The 16,923-nt window shown below is 58.7% G+C and carries 19 protein-coding genes and 1 tRNA gene; 14 read left to right on the forward strand and 6 right to left on the reverse strand.

Annotated features, from left to right (window positions below):
- Positions 1-178 precede the first annotated feature (178 nt).
- The 4 genes from ACA072_RS08790 (at position 179) to ACA072_RS08805 (ending at position 4,105) form a co-directional block, all read left to right on the forward strand.
- Positions 179-520 (forward strand): ribonuclease E inhibitor RraB, encoded by a 342-nt coding sequence (locus ACA072_RS08790; protein WP_109628776.1) that lies wholly within the window; start codon positions 179-181, stop codon positions 518-520.
- A 400-nt stretch (positions 521-920) separates the two neighbouring features.
- Positions 921-2,330, forward strand: a complete 1,410-nt coding sequence (locus ACA072_RS08795; RefSeq protein ID WP_017337349.1) for a circularly permuted type 2 ATP-grasp protein — start codon at positions 921-923, stop codon at positions 2,328-2,330.
- 12 nt (positions 2,331-2,342) lie between these two features.
- On the forward strand, positions 2,343-3,293 hold the full coding sequence (locus tag ACA072_RS08800) for an alpha-E domain-containing protein (protein WP_131062458.1): 951 nt from the start codon (positions 2,343-2,345) through the stop codon (positions 3,291-3,293).
- Positions 3,290-4,105 carry a transglutaminase family protein gene (locus ACA072_RS08805; RefSeq protein ID WP_497623997.1) on the forward strand — a complete coding sequence of 272 codons (816 nt, stop codon included), beginning with the start codon at positions 3,290-3,292 and terminating at the stop codon, positions 4,103-4,105. The genes ACA072_RS08800 and ACA072_RS08805 overlap by 4 nt, the downstream gene beginning before the upstream one ends.
- Before the next feature lie 120 nt (positions 4,106-4,225).
- On the opposite strand, the gene ACA072_RS08810 is transcribed toward ACA072_RS08805, so the two are convergent.
- Positions 4,226-5,047, reverse strand: a complete 822-nt coding sequence (locus ACA072_RS08810; RefSeq protein ID WP_497624959.1) for a c-type cytochrome — start codon at positions 5,045-5,047, stop codon at positions 4,226-4,228.
- 598 nt (positions 5,048-5,645) lie between these two features.
- Between ACA072_RS08810 and ACA072_RS08815 the strand changes: the two genes are divergently transcribed.
- The 3 genes from ACA072_RS08815 (at position 5,646) to ACA072_RS08825 (ending at position 9,845) form a co-directional block, all read left to right on the forward strand.
- Complete coding sequence (locus tag ACA072_RS08815; RefSeq protein WP_497623998.1) at positions 5,646-6,851, forward strand: acetyl-CoA C-acetyltransferase; 1,206 nt, start codon at positions 5,646-5,648, stop codon at positions 6,849-6,851.
- Between the two features lie 25 nt (positions 6,852-6,876).
- Positions 6,877-9,021, forward strand: a complete 2,145-nt coding sequence (locus tag ACA072_RS08820; RefSeq protein WP_497623999.1) for a 3-hydroxyacyl-CoA dehydrogenase NAD-binding domain-containing protein — start codon at positions 6,877-6,879, stop codon at positions 9,019-9,021.
- 95 nt (positions 9,022-9,116) lie between these two features.
- Positions 9,117-9,845, forward strand: a complete 729-nt coding sequence (locus ACA072_RS08825) for an amidotransferase (protein WP_497624000.1) — start codon at positions 9,117-9,119, stop codon at positions 9,843-9,845.
- A gap of 116 nt (positions 9,846-9,961) precedes the next feature.
- Here the strand turns inward: ACA072_RS08825 and ACA072_RS08830 are convergent, their stop codons facing one another.
- From ACA072_RS08830 to ACA072_RS08840, 3 genes are all read right to left on the reverse strand, one after another.
- A complete protein-coding gene (locus ACA072_RS08830; protein ID WP_497624001.1) occupies positions 9,962-10,933 on the reverse strand; it encodes a magnesium and cobalt transport protein CorA in 972 nt (323 codons plus the stop codon).
- Between the two features lie 147 nt (positions 10,934-11,080).
- Complete coding sequence (locus ACA072_RS08835; RefSeq protein WP_497624002.1) at positions 11,081-11,803, reverse strand: 1-acylglycerol-3-phosphate O-acyltransferase; 723 nt, start codon at positions 11,801-11,803, stop codon at positions 11,081-11,083.
- Positions 11,804-12,017: 214 nt separating this feature from the next.
- Complete coding sequence (locus ACA072_RS08840; protein ID WP_131062465.1) at positions 12,018-12,707, reverse strand: crotonase/enoyl-CoA hydratase family protein; 690 nt, start codon at positions 12,705-12,707, stop codon at positions 12,018-12,020.
- Between the two features lie 307 nt (positions 12,708-13,014).
- Here ACA072_RS08840 and ACA072_RS08845 point away from each other — a divergent pair.
- Positions 13,015-13,104: transfer RNA gene (locus tag ACA072_RS08845), tRNA-Ser, on the forward strand.
- Positions 13,105-13,260: 156 nt separating this feature from the next.
- On the opposite strand, the gene ACA072_RS08850 is transcribed toward ACA072_RS08845, so the two are convergent.
- A complete protein-coding gene (locus ACA072_RS08850; RefSeq protein WP_497309450.1) occupies positions 13,261-13,563 on the reverse strand; it encodes a Fis family transcriptional regulator in 303 nt (100 codons plus the stop codon).
- Between the two features lie 10 nt (positions 13,564-13,573).
- Positions 13,574-13,915, reverse strand: a complete 342-nt coding sequence (locus tag ACA072_RS08855; protein WP_497624003.1) for a type II toxin-antitoxin system RelE/ParE family toxin — start codon at positions 13,913-13,915, stop codon at positions 13,574-13,576.
- A gap of 322 nt (positions 13,916-14,237) precedes the next feature.
- On the opposite strand from ACA072_RS08855, the gene ACA072_RS08860 reads away from it, so the two are divergent.
- The 6 genes from ACA072_RS08860 (at position 14,238) to ACA072_RS08885 (ending at position 16,891) form a co-directional block, all read left to right on the forward strand.
- Entirely contained in the window at positions 14,238-14,558 is a 321-nt protein-coding gene (locus ACA072_RS08860) for a YbjQ family protein (RefSeq protein WP_497334905.1), read from the forward strand.
- A gap of 187 nt (positions 14,559-14,745) precedes the next feature.
- On the forward strand, positions 14,746-14,931 hold the full coding sequence (locus tag ACA072_RS08865) for a hypothetical protein (protein ID WP_497624004.1): 186 nt from the start codon (positions 14,746-14,748) through the stop codon (positions 14,929-14,931).
- Positions 14,932-15,268: 337 nt separating this feature from the next.
- On the forward strand, positions 15,269-15,640 hold the full coding sequence (locus tag ACA072_RS08870; RefSeq protein ID WP_010456583.1) for a hypothetical protein: 372 nt from the start codon (positions 15,269-15,271) through the stop codon (positions 15,638-15,640).
- 197 nt (positions 15,641-15,837) lie between these two features.
- The gene (locus ACA072_RS08875) at positions 15,838-16,266 is read left to right on the forward strand and encodes a glycine zipper domain-containing protein (RefSeq protein ID WP_497624005.1); all 429 of its coding nucleotides are present in this window, start codon (positions 15,838-15,840) and stop codon (positions 16,264-16,266) included.
- Positions 16,267-16,389: 123 nt separating this feature from the next.
- Positions 16,390-16,572, forward strand: coding sequence for a hypothetical protein (locus ACA072_RS08880; protein WP_438660683.1), 183 nt, complete (start codon positions 16,390-16,392; stop codon positions 16,570-16,572).
- A 106-nt stretch (positions 16,573-16,678) separates the two neighbouring features.
- Entirely contained in the window at positions 16,679-16,891 is a 213-nt protein-coding gene (locus ACA072_RS08885) for a hypothetical protein (RefSeq protein ID WP_497624006.1), read from the forward strand.
- Positions 16,892-16,923 lie beyond the last annotated feature (32 nt).

Consider the following 16,923-nt stretch of genomic DNA (forward strand, 5'->3'; position numbering starts at 1 on the left):
CGCCTCTGTCTTGGGGCTACTCTGCAAGCGAGATCAGCGAACGGATCGCTAAGGTCTGGTCTTGTCAGCTACATGCTTGCTTCCCACCGGCAACGTTGTTGCCGCATCGCTCGCACCAATCGGTTGCGCGTGCCGGGAATACGGAAAGTCTATCCATCATGATTGAGGGGGACGTTTCATGAGCACAGCCTATCAAGAAGACATCAGCAGCAGCGTGTTGCGCCGCATGAAAGAAGGCGGTTTCGATTTTTCACGATTCCATCCCATCGAGTTCTACGCCATTTTCCCGGACGAGGAGCGGGCACGCAGGGCGGCAGGGCAATACAAGGGTGAATCGTTGAACGCGCAAATCAGTGTGCGCGATGACGGCGCATGGGCGCTCGAACTGAGCAAAGTCATGTACGCCACCTACGATGACATCGGCGATTTCGAACAGGGTTTCGAGGCGGTGGTTGAGCCTCTGGGCGGTATCATCGAAGGGTGGGGCGTCAAGCAGGAAGTACGAGGGCGACTCGCATAACCTTATGAACAGTGACAACGCTCAGCAACGGCTGACCTTCGGGTTGGCCGTTTTCGTTTGTGGTGCTTGGAATATCCCCTCGGCAAAACCCTGAAACAAGAATCCGACGCGAAAAAAAACCGCCTGAGCAGGCGGCTAAAGGGAAGTTTCGGTCAGGTTTTGCAGCGGATGCGCGGATTATCCACAGCGCCGGCCGGGCAGTGAAATCAACTCTGACTATGCTGGTGATAGGCGACAACGTCGCCTTGCAATGAAGCGGGGGCGATCAGGTTGGGGCGTTTGCTGCACAGGATTGGTGCGGTGTAAACGGCGTGATTATCCAACCGGTTGATAACAAAGCGTTTCTGCCGATGGCACGGGCCTTGCGAAGCCTAGATGTCCGGGTGACAAGGAGTACGGCATGATCCGCACCTATTTTGATGAGATGTACGATGCCGGCGGCCAGGTCCGCCCGCATTATCGGGAGTTTGCCCGTTGGCTTGCCGAGACGCCTGACGAGCTCTTGGCACAACGGCGACGTGAGGCCGATCTGTTGTTTCATCGCGCCGGGATTACCTTCACGCTCTACGGGGACGAGCAGGGCACAGAGCGCCTGATTCCCTTCGACACCATCCCGCGCAGCATCCCTGCCAGTGAATGGCGGATCGTCGAGCGCGGCTGCATCCAGCGGGTCAAGGCGCTGAACATGTTCCTCGCCGACCTCTACCACGAGCAGCGCATCATCAAGGCCGGCATCATCCCGGCCGAGCAAGTGCTGGCCAACGAGCAATACCAGCTGGCGATGCAAGGCCTGGATCTGCACCGCGATATCTATTCGCACATCTCCGGCGTCGACCTGGTGCGCGATGGCGACGGCACGTACTACGTGCTCGAAGACAACCTTCGTACACCCAGCGGCGTGAGCTACATGCTCGAAGACCGCAAGATGATGATGCGGCTGTTTCCCGAATTGTTCTCGGCCCAGCGCATCGCGCCGATCGACCATTATCCGAATCTGTTGCTCGACACCCTGAAAAGCTCCAGCCCGATCGATAACCCGAGCGTGGTGGTGCTGACCCCGGGTCGTTTCAATAGCGCGTTTTTCGAGCATGCCTTCCTGGCGCGTGAGATGGGCGTCGAGTTGGTCGAGGGCGCGGACCTGTTCGTGCGTGACGACAAGGTGTTCATGCGCACCACGGACGGACCGAAAGCTGTCGATGTGATCTACCGTCGCCTCGACGATGCGTTCCTCGATCCGCTGGCGTTCAACCCGGACTCGATGCTCGGCGTTCCAGGGCTGCTGTCGTCTTATCGCTCCGGCAACGTGGTGCTGGCCAATGCCATCGGCACCGGGGTTGCGGACGACAAGTCGGTGTATCCGTTTGTCACGGACATGATCCGTTTCTACCTGGACGAAGAACCGATCCTGAAGAACGTGCCGACGTTCCAGTGTCGCAATCCTTCTGAACTGTCCCACGTGCTGGCCAATCTTCCAGACCTGGTGGTCAAGGAAACCCAGGGCTCCGGCGGTTACGGAATGCTGGTGGGGCCGGCGGCGACGGCGGCGGAAATCGAGTCGTTCCGCGCGCGGATCAAAGCCAAGCCTCACGCGTACATCGCGCAACCGACGTTGTCCCTGTCGACCTGTCCGACCTTTGTCGAAAACGGCATCGCGCCACGCCACATCGACCTGCGTCCGTTTGTATTGTCTGGCCGCGAAACCCGGGTTGTGCCCGGCGGTTTGACCCGTGTCGCCCTGCGTGAAGGCTCCCTGGTGGTGAACTCCTCCCAGGGCGGCGGAACCAAGGACACTTGGGTGGTCGAGGATTGAAGGAAGCTTGCCATGTTAAGTAGAACTGCCTCGGATTTGTATTGGATGTCGCGTTACCTGGAGCGGGCGGAAAACCTCGCACGGATGCTCGACATCAGTTATTCGCTGTCGCTGATGCCGCAGGATGGTCGCGGTGACGGTCTGCACGAACTGGCGATGCCGCTGCTGATCACCGGCACCCTGGACGATTACCTCGAGCGCCACGGTGATTTGCACGCCGAACGGCTGCTGCATTTCTTTGCCCTGGACGCGGCCAATCCGGCGAGCATCTACAGCTGCCTCGGCTCGGCGCGGGCCAGTGCGCATGCGGTGCGTGGGCGAATCACCGCCGACATGTGGGAAAACATCAACGCCACGTGGCTGGAAATCCGCGGGATCGCCGAGCAGGGCTTGAGTCGCTACGGCATGAGCCGCTTTTGCGAGTGGATCAAGGAACGCTCCCACCTGTTCCGTGGCGCGTCCTACGGCACGATCATGCGTAACGATGCGTTCCGCTTCATACGGCTGGGGACATTTATCGAACGGGCCGACAACACGTTGCGCCTGCTTGATGCCCGTTACGAAATGGCTGGCGATCAAGCGGAGGCGGTCAGCGATGGCACGGCTCACGCGTATTACCAGTGGAGTGCGTTGCTGCGGGCGTTGTCGTCGTTCGAGGCTTACACCGAGATCTACCGCGACGCACCCGGCGCCCGGCATGTGGCCGAGTTGCTATTACTACGCGCTGACGTTCCCCGTTCATTAAGGGCCTGCACCGAAGAGATCGACCAGATCCTTGCCCAACTGCCAGGGGCCAATGGCCGTCCCGCGCAACGTCTGGCGGCGGAGATGGACGCGCGCCTGCGCTACACCGGCATCAACGAAATTCTCGACGAAGGGCTGCACGCCTGGCTGACCGAATTCATCCCGCTGGTGCGCCAGTTGGGTAACGCCATTCACAGTTCCTACCTGGAGGCTGCATGAGACTTTCCATTAGCCACGAAACCACCTATCACTACGAAGATCAGGTGCGGGCGAGCATCCAGTACCTGCGGCTGACACCCCACGACAGCGAGCGCCAGCACGTGCTCAGCTGGCAACTCGACCTGCCGCGCCCGGTGCGTGCGCAACTCGATCCGTTCGGCAACATTCTGCACGTGCTGACCATGGACGAACCTCACGAGGCGATCATCATCGGCGCCCGTGGCCAAGTGGACATCGACGAGCTGCGCGAAGCCGAGCATGAGAGCCAGTCGGCGCTGCCGTTCTTGCGTTTCACCCGGCTGACCGAAGCCGACGAGGCGTTGCGTGCGTTCGCCGAGAAGGAATGCAAAAAGCGCCGGGATCGCACCGCGCTGATCGACTTGATGCATGGCCTGAACTCACACATGACCTACACGCCGGGCTCCACCGAAGTCGACACCAGCGCCGCCCAAGCCTTCGCCGGGCGTTCCGGCGTCTGTCAGGACCACACGCACGCGTTCCTGGCGTGTGCCCGCAGCCTGGGCATTCCGTCGCGTTATGTGTCGGGGTATTTGTACAGCGAGAACAGCGAACACCTGGCCAGTCACGCCTGGGCGGAAGCCTGGCTGGATGACGCCTGGTACAGCTTCGATGTGACCAACGAACTGGCCCGGCCGGAGCGGCATTTGAAACTGGCCGTGGGCCTGGATTACCTGGACGCCTGCCCGGTACGCGGCATGCGTCGGGGCGGTGGGTGCGAGCAGATGCATGCGAAGGTGTTTGTTTCACCGACGCCAATGCCCGCGGCGGTTATCTCCGTCCAGCAGCAGTAACCACAACACCCCATAACCCCTGTGGGAGCGGGCTTGCTCGCGAAAGCGGTGTGTCAGCCACAAATTGGCTGACTGAAAGACCGCTTTCGCGAGCAAGCCCGCTCCCACAGGGGATAAGTGTCAGGGTTTAACCTTGCGCCCGGCCATATGCTTCAAATACCCCACCAGCATTTCCAGATCCCCATCCGGCAACACCGTCGCCGCAAACCCCGGCATCTTCGCCTGAGGCCATTGCCGCAAACTCTGCGGATCCCGAATGTAGCGCTTCAGGAAGTCCGCCCCAAAGTACTCGGTCGGGTTAAACGGAATGTTCAAATCCGGCCCGAACTGCGCATCCCCGGCTCCATTGAGCCGATGACAGGCCAGGCAATTCTTCTGAAACAGCGCAAAGCCTTTACTCACCGGGTCATCCGCCTTCAGGGCAGGATCAGGCAGCAGCGCAGGGAAGCGCTCGGCGACGGGCGCCATGCGCTTGATACTCGCCACTTGAAACGGCCATTGTTCCGGGCTGATGTTGCCGGCTTGCGGATCGACCCAAACCAGGTAAAACGGCCCGGCACCCGGTTTCCCTTCAGATAGCGCAGGCCACGGCTTGGCCGGGTCTTCAATCGCCAGCCACGCGCGCGCGCCCTTGGTGTTCAGCAACGGCGCCGCTGACAGTTCTGCGGCAAACCCGTCGAGCGCCACGGCTTGCAGATGATCTTCAGGCTTGATGCCGGTCAACAACGCCGCCAACGGAACCGCGCGATAACTCATGGCCCGCTTGTAGGAAACGTCGTCGTTGATGGTGATGGTCTGGACCTGAGGGTGCTTGAGCAGCTCCTCGGTCTGCCAGGTGCGACTGCTCTCGCCCAACTCAAGATTGAGCTGTGCGGCATACAAGGGCGTGCAGAGCAGCAAGGCCCCGAACAGAATGAGCGTTTTCAAATGATCGCCGTCCATGTCGTGGAAGTGCCGCAAAGGTTGGCACACCCACGCTGGCCCGGGTAGCGAGCCAGTCACATTTTTAAGAGGGCGAAATAAAAACCTGGCGCCGTATTATTTAATGTCCGACTAGCCGATCACCTTGGTCAGGTTCGGCAAAATCAACAACAGCGTAGTGGCGAAAAGAATGAGCCCGGCTTGACGTACTTTCGAATGCTTGAACATGGCTTGACCGCCTTTTTTGTTATTTCCTGATGCCTGCCTGCATATCTCCATGACGGCAGAGCGCTGAACTTCCTGTAAGACGAGTGCCTCGGCAAAACCCGACGACAACTTCGTACATGTTCACCTTAGAGCCCGCGTCACGCTTGGTTTAGATCCATTTCGTATGGTTCGCTCACTCAAAGCTTTAAAAAAGGCATGAGGCCTATTGCCAGCTTCTTGGGCGCCCTTTTGCTAGACAGCTTGGTGACGTGAATCGGTTAATCCGCACCCGAACGACCGTCCGTCTGAGCGTGTCCGTCAACGCCAGTGAGCACTGCGGTCATTGAATCCACGGCGGCTCGGCCTAAGGTGGAAGCTCAGTATTTACTCACCGCCCAGGTTCGAGGACGTCATGACCCAAGCTTTGATTTTCGACGCGTTACGCACGCCCCGTGGCAAAGGTAAGGCCGATGGTGCCCTGCACAGCGTGAAACCGGTGAATCTGGTGGCCGGGCTGCTCACGGCGTTGCAGCAGCGCACTTCGCTGGACACAAGTCAGGTCGATGACGTGGTGCTCGGTTGTGTCACGCCGATCGGCGATCAGGGCTCGGACATCGCCAAGACCGCGGCACAAGTCGCTGATTGGGACGTCAGTGTGTCCGGCGTGCAGATCAACCGCTTCTGCGCTTCGGGGCTGGAAGCGGTGAACATCGGCGCGATGAAAGTCCGCTCCGGTTTCGAAGACCTGGTGGTGGTCGGCGGCGTAGAGTCCATGTCCCGCGTGCCCATGGGCAGCGATGGCGGCGCTTGGGCGCTGGATCCGGAAACCAACCTGCACAGTCATTTCACCCCGCAAGGCGTCGGCGCCGACCTGATCGCCACAATTGAGGGCTTCAGCCGCCAGGACGTCGATGCCTACGCATTGCATTCCCAGCAAAAGGCAGCGCGGGCGCGGGCCAACGGCTCGTTCCACAAGTCGCTGGTGCCGGTGCAGGACCAGAACGGCATCATCCTGCTCGATCACGATGAGTTCATCCGCGCCGAATCCACCCTGGAAGGCCTGGGCAAGCTCAAGCCGAGCTTCGAAATGATGGGGCTGATGGGTTTTGACGCCACCGCACTGCGGGTTTACAGCCAAGTGGAGCGGATCAATCACGTCCACACCCCAGGCAACAGCTCCGGCATTGTCGATGGCGCCGCCCTGATGTTGATCGGTTCCGAGGCCAAGGGCCGGGCGCTGGGTCTGCAACCACGGGCGCGAATTGTCGCCACTGCCGTCACCAGCACCGATCCGACCATTATGCTCACCGGCCCGGCGCCGGCCACCCGCAAAGCACTGGCCAAGGCCGGGCTGCGGGTCGAAGACATCGACCTGTTCGAGGTCAACGAAGCCTTTGCCTCGGTGGTGCTGAAATTCATCAAGGACATGGCCATCGATCCGGACAAAGTCAACGTCAACGGCGGCTCCATCGCCATGGGCCATCCGCTGGGCGCCACTGGCTGCGCGATTCTCGGCACGCTGCTCGATGAGCTGGAAACCCGGCGCCTGCGCTATGGCCTCGCGACCTTGTGTGTCGGCGGCGGCATGGGCATTGCCACCATCATCGAACGCCTCTGAGCCCCGACTTTAAGGAACAAGTGACATGACCGAAGCCATTCGTTACGAAAAAGGTCAGGACCAGATCGTCGTCCTGACCATCGACATGCCGGGCCAGAGCGCCAACACCATGAACGCGGTCTATCGCGAGGCGATGGCCGCCTGCGTCGCCCGGCTGGTGGCCGAGAAGGACAGCATTGCCGGCGTGATCATCACCTCGGGCAAGAAAACCTTCTTTGCCGGCGGCGACCTCAATGAACTGATCAAGGTCGGCAAACCCGAAGCCAAGGCCTTTTACGACATGGTCCTGACGCTCAAGGGCCAGTTGCGTACCCTGGAAACCCTCGGTAAACCGGTGGTGGCCGCAATTAACGGCGCAGCGCTGGGCGGCGGCTGGGAAATCTGCCTCGCCTGTCATCATCGCGTGGCGCTGGACAACCCATCCGTGCAACTCGGCCTGCCGGAAGTGACCCTCGGCTTGCTGCCGGGCGGCGGTGGGGTAGTGCGCATGGTGCGCATGCTGGGCATTGAAAAAGCCTTGCCGTACCTGCTCGAAGGCAAGAAAGTGCGGCCGCAACAGGCGTTGCAAGCCGGTTTGATCGACGAGTTGGCGGCGGATCGCAATGAATTGTTGAGCAAGGCGCGGGCCTGGATTATCGCCAATCCGACGGCCGTACAGCGTTGGGACGTGAAGGGATATCAGATCCCCGGCGGCACGCCGTCGAATCCGAAAGTCGCACAAATGCTCGCCATCGCGCCGTCGATCCTGCGCAGCAAAACCCAAGGTTGCATGCCCGCGCCGGAGAAGATTCTGTGCGCGGCGGTTGAAGGTGCTCAGGTGGATTTCGACACCGCGCACCTGATCGAAACCCGCTACTTCACGGAATTGACCACCGGCCAGATCTCGAAAAACCTGATCGGCACCTTCTGGTTCCAGCTCAACGAGATCAACGCCGGCGGCTCGCGGCCCAAGGGTTTTGCACCTTACGTCACGCAGAAAGTCGGCGTTCTCGGCGCCGGGATGATGGGCGCTGGCATCGCCTTTGTCAGCGCCTCGGCCGGCATCGACGTGGTGCTCAAGGACATCAACCTTGCGGCAGCGGAGAAGGGCAAGGCCCACTCGGCGGCGCTGCTGGACAAGAAAGTCGCGCGCGGCCAGATGCTCCCGGAACAGCGAGAGGCGATTCTGGCGCGGATCCGCACCAGCGAAAGTGATGCCGATCTGGCCGGTTGCGACCTGATCATTGAGGCGGTATTCGAAGACCGCGAGCTCAAGGCCAAAGTCTCCTCGGCGGCGCAAAAAGTCGTCGGCCCGGCCGCCGTGATCGCCTCCAACACCTCGACCTTGCCGATCAGCGGCCTGGCCACCGCCGTACCGGATCAAACCAAGTTTATCGGCCTGCATTTCTTCAGTCCGGTGGAAAAAATGCCCCTGGTGGAAATCATCAAAGGCGCCAACACCAGCGACGAAACCCTGGCGCGCGGGTTCGATTTCGTCCTGCAAATCAAGAAAACCCCGATTGTGGTCAATGACAGCCGTGGCTTCTTCACCTCGCGGGTGTTCGGCACCTTTACCAACGAAGGCATCGCCATGCTCGGCGAAGGCGTGAGCGCGCCGATGATCGAGACTGAAGCACGCAAGGCCGGCATGCCGATCGGGCCTCTGGCGATCTCCGACGAAGTTTCCCTCAGCCTCATGAGCCATATCCGCCAACAAACGGCCAAAGACCTGCAAGCAGAAGGGAAACCGCTGATTGAGCACCCGGCGTTTGCCGTGATTGACTTGCTGCTCAACGAATACAAGCGGCCCGGTAAAGCCGCAGGTGGCGGTTTCTACGAATATCCGGTCGGTGGGCAGAAACATCTGTGGCCCGAGCTGAAAACCCGTTTCGAGAAAGTCGATGGGCAGATTTCGCCAAAGGATGTGCGCGATCGCCTGCTGTTCGTGCAAGCCATCGAAACCGTGCGTTGCGTGGAGGAGGGCGTGCTGACTTCGACGGCAGACGCCAACGTCGGCTCGGTCTTCGGCATCGGCTTTGCGGCCTGGACCGGCGGGGCGCTGCAATTCATCAACCAGTACGGCGTAAAAGACTTTGTCGCCCGCGCGCAATACCTGGCCCAGCAATATGGCGAGCGTTTTGCGCCGCCGGCGTTATTGCTGGAGAAAGCCGCCAAAGGGGAGGCGTTCTAAGGGACGTATGACGCCTTCCGGGGCTTGCCTTGTCACGGTGTTTCGAGGCAGGCTCTGGGGTGTGCATTATTCCCATCACGTGTCAGGTATTTTTTATGTCGTTACGCATCTGCATTCTGGAAACCGACATCCTGCGTCCAGAGCTGATCGATCAATATCAGGGTTACGGGCAGATGTTCCAGCATCTGTTTTCGCAGCAACCCATCGCTGCCGAGTTCACTGTGTACAACGTGATGCAGGGCGAGTATCCGAGTGACGATCTGACATTCGATGCCTACCTCGTCACCGGCAGCAAGGCCGATTCTTTCGGCACCGATCCGTGGATTGAAACCCTCAGGGCTTATTTGCTGGCTCGCTACGAGCGTGGCGACAAGTTGCTGGGCGTGTGCTTCGGTCACCAGTTGCTGGCGCTGTTGTTGGGCGGCAAGAGTGAGCGTGCGACCCAGGGTTGGGGCGTTGGCACTCACAAATACAAACTCGCCGCCAAGGCGCCGTGGATGAGCCCGGTGCGGGAAGAGCTGACGTTGCTAATCAGCCATCAGGACCAGGTGACATCGCTACCGGAAAACGCCACGGTCATCGCGTCGAGCGATTTCTGTCCGTTCGCCGCGTACCACATCAACGATCAGGTGCTGTGCTTCCAGGGGCACCCGGAATTCATTCACGATTATTCCCGGGCGCTGCTCGAGATTCGACAGGAGGCGCTGGGCCCGCAGGTGTATACGAAAGGCGTGGCGAGCCTTGAACAGGAGCACCACGGTGCGACCGTTGCAGAGTGGATGATGCGGTTTGTGGCGCACAAGCCAGAAGCAAAAGCAGTTTAAAACCTTGCAATGAATAATGTGGCGAGGGAGCTTGCTCCCGCTGGACTGCGTAGCGGGCCCATTTTGGGTTAACTTCGTTGCCCAGCGGGAGCAAGCTCCCTCGCCACAAAAGCGTGTTAAAGCCACCCCGATTTCTTGAAGCTCGCCCACAAACTCACACATCCCACCGCAATAAACCCCAATACCCCGAAATACCCATAGTGCCAAGTCAACTCCGGCATGTTCTGGAAGTTCATGCCGTAAATCCCCGCCACCGCTGTCGGGAACGCCAGGATCGCCGCCCACGCCGCAAACTTGCGCTGCACCACGCTCTGCCGTGAAGCCTCCAGCAATACCCCGACTTCAATGGTCTGGCTGGCAATATCCGCCAGGGTCGTCAGGTCTTCCATCTGCCGCGTCACATGAATCTGCACATCGCGGAAATACGGGCGCATGTTCTTGTCGATAAACGGAAAGTTCAGCTTCTGTAGCTCCTCACCAATCTCCACCATCGGCGCCGCATAACGTCGCAGGCGCAAGACGTCCCGGCGCAAGCCGTGGAGCTTCTGGATGTCGTGTTCATTCAGCGCGCTGCAAAGCACGTTGCGCTCAAGCTCATCGATCTCGGCATGGATCGCTTCGCCCACCGGCTGGTAGTTTTCAATCACAAAATCAAGGATGGCATAGAGGACAAAATCTTCCCCGTGCTCCAGCAGGATCGGACGCGCCTCACAACGCTGGCGGACCAGAGCGTAGGACGCCGAGTGACCGTTGCGGGCGGTGATGATGTAACCGTTGCCTGCAAAGATATGAGTTTCGATGAACTCCAGTTTGCCTTCGTGCCGGATCGGCGAATACGTGACAATAAACAAGGCGTCGCCGAAGGTTTCGAGCTTCGGTCGGCTGTGTTTTTCCAGGGCGTCTTCGATGGCCAGTTCGTGCAGGTTGAACTGACGTTGCAGGTTGGTCAGCTCCAGGGCGTTCGGCTCTTCAAGGCCGATCCAGACAAAGTGGCCAGGCTTTGCAGCCCAGGCAGCGCCTTCGTCGAGGGTGATATTGGTGACTTTTTTACCGGCGCTGTAAACCGCAGCAGCAACAACTCTACCCATGATTCAGGTTCACTTCTTATTTGCAGGTGGCAGTGGCAGGCAGTGCTCAGCTTAGCCTTGTCTGCTGCTTGAGAGTCAGTGAAATCTGCCGAGTTCGCCGGCAAAAGCCTGCAGGCGAAAAAAAACCCGCACTCGGCGGGTTTGTTGTCAGGCGGCTTGCAGCTGCCGATCCATCGACTCGATGCACTCGCGCATCTGCTCGCGGCACTGGGCTATCAGCAGGGGCATGTCGTCCAGGCTCAATCCCGCCGTAGGAATCGCCGGCAGCGAGCGGATCAGAATTTTCCCACTGCGCCAGCGGTTCAATCGCATGTGTTTGACGTAACTGCTGACACACACCGGCACGATCGGCACGCCGGCGGCGATCGCCATCTGGAACGCGCCTTTCTTGAACGGCAGCAACTCTTCACCGAGGTTGCGCGTGCCTTCGGGGAAGACCCAGATCGATGTGTCTTCGTGCTGCAAGGTGTGGGTGGTGGTCAACATCGACTGGCGCGCCTTGTGCGCATTGCCGCGATCGATCAACACATTACCCGCCAGCCAGAACAACTGCCCGAACAGCGGCACCCACTTCAGGCTCTTCTTGCCGATGCATACGGTACGGCGGGGCACCACGTTGCCGAACACAAACAGATCGTAGTTGGACTGGTGATTGGCGATGATCACGCAGCTGTCAGGCTTATCCATCAACGGCCCGACGTCGGCCTTCACCCGCAAACGCAAAATACACATCGCCGGCCACGCATACAGGCGTGCGCACAAACGGCTGTTGTCCGGGTTGAACGGACGGCACAGGCCCAGAATCACCCCCAGCACACCGGCCAGAATAAAGTGCAGGCCCATCAATAACATGCGAAACACAAACAGCATTTACAGGCCCCACCGGGACAAAAGGTGGCGCAGTGTACGGATGTGCACTGTTTTCGGCAATTGCCGCTATAGAGGTAGGAGATAGGCGATGTTTGTGCGCATGTTTCCGACTTGTGGGTCAGACGCGTTCTAGAGCGGTTGTGGGATTTTCAACAGCGCACCTACGAAAAAGCCCGACACGACGGTCGGGCTTTTAGGTGCAGCCAGGCTGGGCTTAACCCATGTGTTCCTGATCCAGGATGATCGCGTTGTCGAGCGTATCGAGCAGCGCCTTGCGCACTTTCAGCTTGGTGTTCTTGTGCGCGGTCATGTTGATCTTTTTCAACTGACGCGCCGCCGCCAGCGCTGCACCTTGCAGCTCCTCGGCCGACACCACCACGTCGAGGAAACCGGCATCCACGGCGCTCTGTGGATTAAACATCTCTCCGTTGATGACCGAGCGGTGGAACGCCGACTTGCGCAGACGATCACGCGCGATCTCGATACCGGCGTGGTGCATGGTCATGCCGATCTGCACTTCGTTCAGGCCAATGCTGAACGGCCCATCGACACCGATGCGGTAATCCGCCGACAACAGCAGGAAAGCACCCTTGGCCACCGCGTGCCCAGGGCACGCCACGATCACCGGGAACGGGTGCGACAACAGGCGGCGGGCCAGCGTCGAGCCGGCTGTCACCAGCGCGACCGCTTCTTTGGGGCCGGACGTCATCACCTTCAAGTCATAACCGCCGGACAGAATCCCCGGCGTGCCGGTAATGATCACCACCGCACGATCAGTCACCGCCTGATCCAGCGCAGCATTAAACGCAGCAATCACGTCCGGGGAGATGGCATTGACCTTGCCATTGCTCAAGGTCAGGGTCGCGATACCGTCTTCGAGGTGGTAGGAAATCAACTCACTCATGACGCTATTCCTTATATGAAAGTTGGGCAGACGTTACCCACCGCGGCAGGCCAGGTAAAGCGCCGTGACTGACCCGCCAGTCACCGTTTCCCCGCCGGGCAAGCGTAGCCCGCCACTTCCACCGTGCATTCCTCTCCTTATGGAAGAGGGCGCGAAGCCGGAGATTGGCAGGTTTGCCATCGCCCGGAACCGACGGGAACGACTAAAACGCTAAGCGCATGAAAATTCTGCAAAAAAAGTTTGCCATCAGAAATGCTTTCGACTACATTAGCGCGCCTCGACAGACAGAACATGTTTGACGAGATACGGTGAAGTGTCCGAGTGGCTTAAGGAGCACGCCTGGAAAGTGTGTATACAAGAAATTGTATCGAGAGTTCGAATCTCTCCTTCACCGCCAAATTCGATGTAACCAGAACCCCTGATTTCGAGAGAAATCAGGGGTTTTGTGGTTTCTGGGGACGCCGGACTTGAAATCGGAGTTCCCACCTTTCGCTAAGCGTGAGCGAGCGCTGGCATGGGGGCAGGCTGTGGGTTGCCAATCCAACGATCGGACTCATGCGTGAGTCTCTTCGCCCTCAGGGATCAGACGTACCTCTACACGCCGGCCCAATGCACGGGCAGCACTTGCCAACGTGGCTAGCGTCATTCCAGAGTCGTTTTGGTCCAGTGCCCGATCCACGGCGGTGCGGCTTGTATGCATCCGTTCAGCCAGCGTTTTCTTACTGACGCGCTGCAATTTCATCGCTTCAGCAATCTGCCACGAAATGACACGTTTGAGCGCTGCGGCGGAAACCTCGTCGGTAAGACCTTGTTCGGCGAGAAAGTCATCAAAGTCCGACCCTATATGCTTGTTCATCTTCTGTGCCTCATAGTTTTGCTTTGCGTTGTTTGGCAGTCGCCAGGTCTGGTGCAGGTGTTTTCTGGCTTTTCTTGATGAATCCATGCAGCAACACCATGTCGGCTGCAGATACCGTAAAAATAATGCGTGCGATGGTGTCGCCAAGGTCGACCCGGACTTCCCAAAGGCCGATTTCAAGCTTCCGAACGACCGGCATTCCGATGGGCCACCCAAGCTGAACGGTTTTGATCTCTATCCCGATCATTCGCCTATAGTCCCGGGGGAGATCGGCTAGCCATTCGCGCACAGGTTCATTTCCAGCATTTGTACGAAAGAAGCGGACATTCAGCACTGGCGCTGCATCAGTCATAGGTGGAGTGTACCTAAATAGGTGCATGACGCAAATTTCCGCCAACCAGCCCGATCAGCGGAACAAATGTTGCGGTCAGCAGATGATTATTCAAAAGACGAAGCGGATCTTTTTAAGGCAACAGAAACCAACGATTTCTGTCGTCTGAGTTTCTATCTTGGGTCTGCAATTGTCCCAAGTGAATCAGCGAAGGCGTTTCTGAAAATGATGTAGGACGAATGACAGCGGCGTGGGAATGTCTGTGACATTGCTGGCGTTGGATGCGTTGCCTGAGCTTCTCTCCATGTAGTCTTGAGCAAATATTGATTAAGAAGGAATCCCCATGATCACGACTACCACCCACACCATCGAAGGCCGGCAAATCACTGCTTATCTGGACATCGTAAGCGCGGAGTCGGTGCAGGGTGTCAACGTCATCCGCGACATGTTCGCCGGTATGCGGGACTTTTTCGGTGGCCGCTCTCAGACGTTGGAGCGGGCGTTGAAGGAGGCGCGGATTCAGGCGACGGAAGAGATCAAGGAGCGGGCGCGGGCGCTTCAGGCGGACGCGGTGGTCGGGCTCGATTTTGAGATCAGCATGCCGGCCGGCAAGGGCGGGATGGTGGTGGTGTTTGTGACCGGGACGGCGGTCAAGCTGAGGTGAGAGAGGCAAGAAGCCTGTTTAATCGCCAGTGGGTTTTGTAGGGCGTGGCGTGGTCCATTCGTCGGGCACGCGGAAATCTGAATTACAAGTCCGGTAATGACCGGCTAGTCTCAAAAGCCTTGGTGGTCGATATTTTTCAGGCAATAGGGCTTGCCGGTATCGATCCCGCTTTGAGAGGGGAAGAGCTATGGCTGATCCGTATATCGAAGACGACGGGGCAGAATTTCCAATCAACAATTGCGTGCAGTGTGGCCAGACGGAGTATGTGGCGGGCTTTGGTGAAGATCAGGTCGAGACCAGCAAAGTGAAATCCGCAGCGACCAAAGTGTTCAAGTCGAAATTCAGGCCCAAAGTGGTGCCGCCCACGAAGTAATGATCAACCGGACGAACCCCGCCAATGAGTGGGGTTTTTTATTTTTAGAGGGGCTCGTTACTCGGAAATGGCCCACAGACCAACGTTAATTTTTCTGTTGATGTTTTTTCACAAAGTTTTCACACCCGCCTACGTAGTCTCAGCTCATCCGTTAGAAAGCAGTACCCTAGCCCGTTCCCCAGCGGGCTTTTTTTTGCCTGTTATAAAACCTTTTCCATAAAAGCTGTCCAACCGTCGCCAATTGCGAGAAGGGGGGCGATTTTGTGTGGACGTTTCCTCTTCAAAAGCATTCAATCCCCGGCTTTTCGGTATTCCCTATTTTTGAGGTTTTTTCGTCATGCGTTTAACACTGCCTGCTCTGGTTCTGGGACTTCTGGTGACTCAAGGTGCGATGGCTGCCGGTGATGGCACTGCTGCGATCGGTGGTGGTCTGGGTGGTGCGTTGGGTAACGTGGTCGGTCAGAGCATGGGCGGCAGCACCGGCGCGGCAATCGGCGCGGGTGTTGCGGGTGCAGCCGGCAGCGCGGTAGCTGCACGTAAAGGCAGCCGCACCAAAGCGGCCATTGGTGGCGGTGTCGGCGCGGCCGGTGGTTCGGTGATCGGCAACAGCCTGGGCGGCAAGACCGGTTCGACCATCGGCGCAGGCTTGGGCGGCGCATTGGGCGGCGGCGTGGGCAGCAATCTGGCCAAAGGTCACAAGCGTCACTGATCCTGATCGATCGAATCGAATCCAAAAGCCCGGCTAGATGCCGGGCTTTTCGTATCTGGATGTTTCTTTTTCACCTACTTCGAATTTACAGCTGTCCAACCTTCATCGCTGGCCGGATTCAGTGAGTGCAGGTGCTAGACTCACGCCCATCCGCAAGGCGTACTTTCACCCCCGATGCGGAATTTGAGGTTCATATCATGCGTTTGACATTGTCCACGTTGTTTCTGGGACTTTTGGTCGCTCAAGGTGCAATGGCTGCCGGTGACGGCACTGCGGCAGTTGGCGGTGGTATTGGCGGTGCACTCGGTAACGTAGTGGGTCAGCAAATGGGCGGCAGCACAGGCGCAGCGATCGGCGCTGGTGTCGGCGGCGCCGCAGGTAGTGCAGTGGGTGCTAACAAGGGTAGCCGGACAGAAGCGGCCATTGGCGGTGGGTTAGGCTCGGCGGGCGGCTCGGTGATCGGCAATAGCCTCGGCGGTTCCACCGGCTCGACCATTGGCGCAGGCCTGGGCGGCGCAGCGGGTGGGGCGATAGGCAACAACCTGGGCACCGACAGCGGCAATTCCCATTCCGGTGGCGGCCACAAGCATAAGCACAAAAACAAGCACAAGAATAAACATCACTAATTCGACATCAGTCAATCAGAAACCCGGCCCAGGCCGGGTTTTTCGTATCTGCCCACAGGACTCCGGAACGTTTGGTCGCAAGCCGCCTCGAACGTCATACACCCCAACGTTGTGAGAACTGCCATGACACCTGAAACCGAAGGCAAGGAAGAAAAAGGCCCGAGTGGGCTACCGTTCATCAATGACCCTGGCAACGAAGATCCAGGTTCTCTGATGGATGACGCAACGGTACCGCTCAACGATTCCGATGATGCTGGCGATGTGGGAAACCTCGAGTATGAAGAAGAGGAAGAAGACGAAGATTGATCTGCGTGGTGGCTCAATCGACCGATCGTCCCTCTGATCGAACGCATGCATGCGCCAGTCCTCGAAATTTCAGGGCCTGCTTTTCAGGCCCTTCGAGAGGTGCTTTATGAACGCTGATCCGAAAGTCGACGATGTCGACGACACCCCTGAATACCCGCTGCCTTCGCCCACCGATTCCTTGAGTCGCGATCAGCGTCCGCCTGACGACGACACCGGGGTGGAGCAAGTGCCGACGGATGATGTGAAGCGCGGCGATGTCGAGGCCACCCCCGAAGATCCGGACATTGCCGGCAACGATGGCTCCGGTGAGCCCGGCTGAAAAACCATTCGTCGATTGAACGGCACCTTTAA

This window comes from Pseudomonas sp. LBUM1656 (assembly GCF_059716065.1).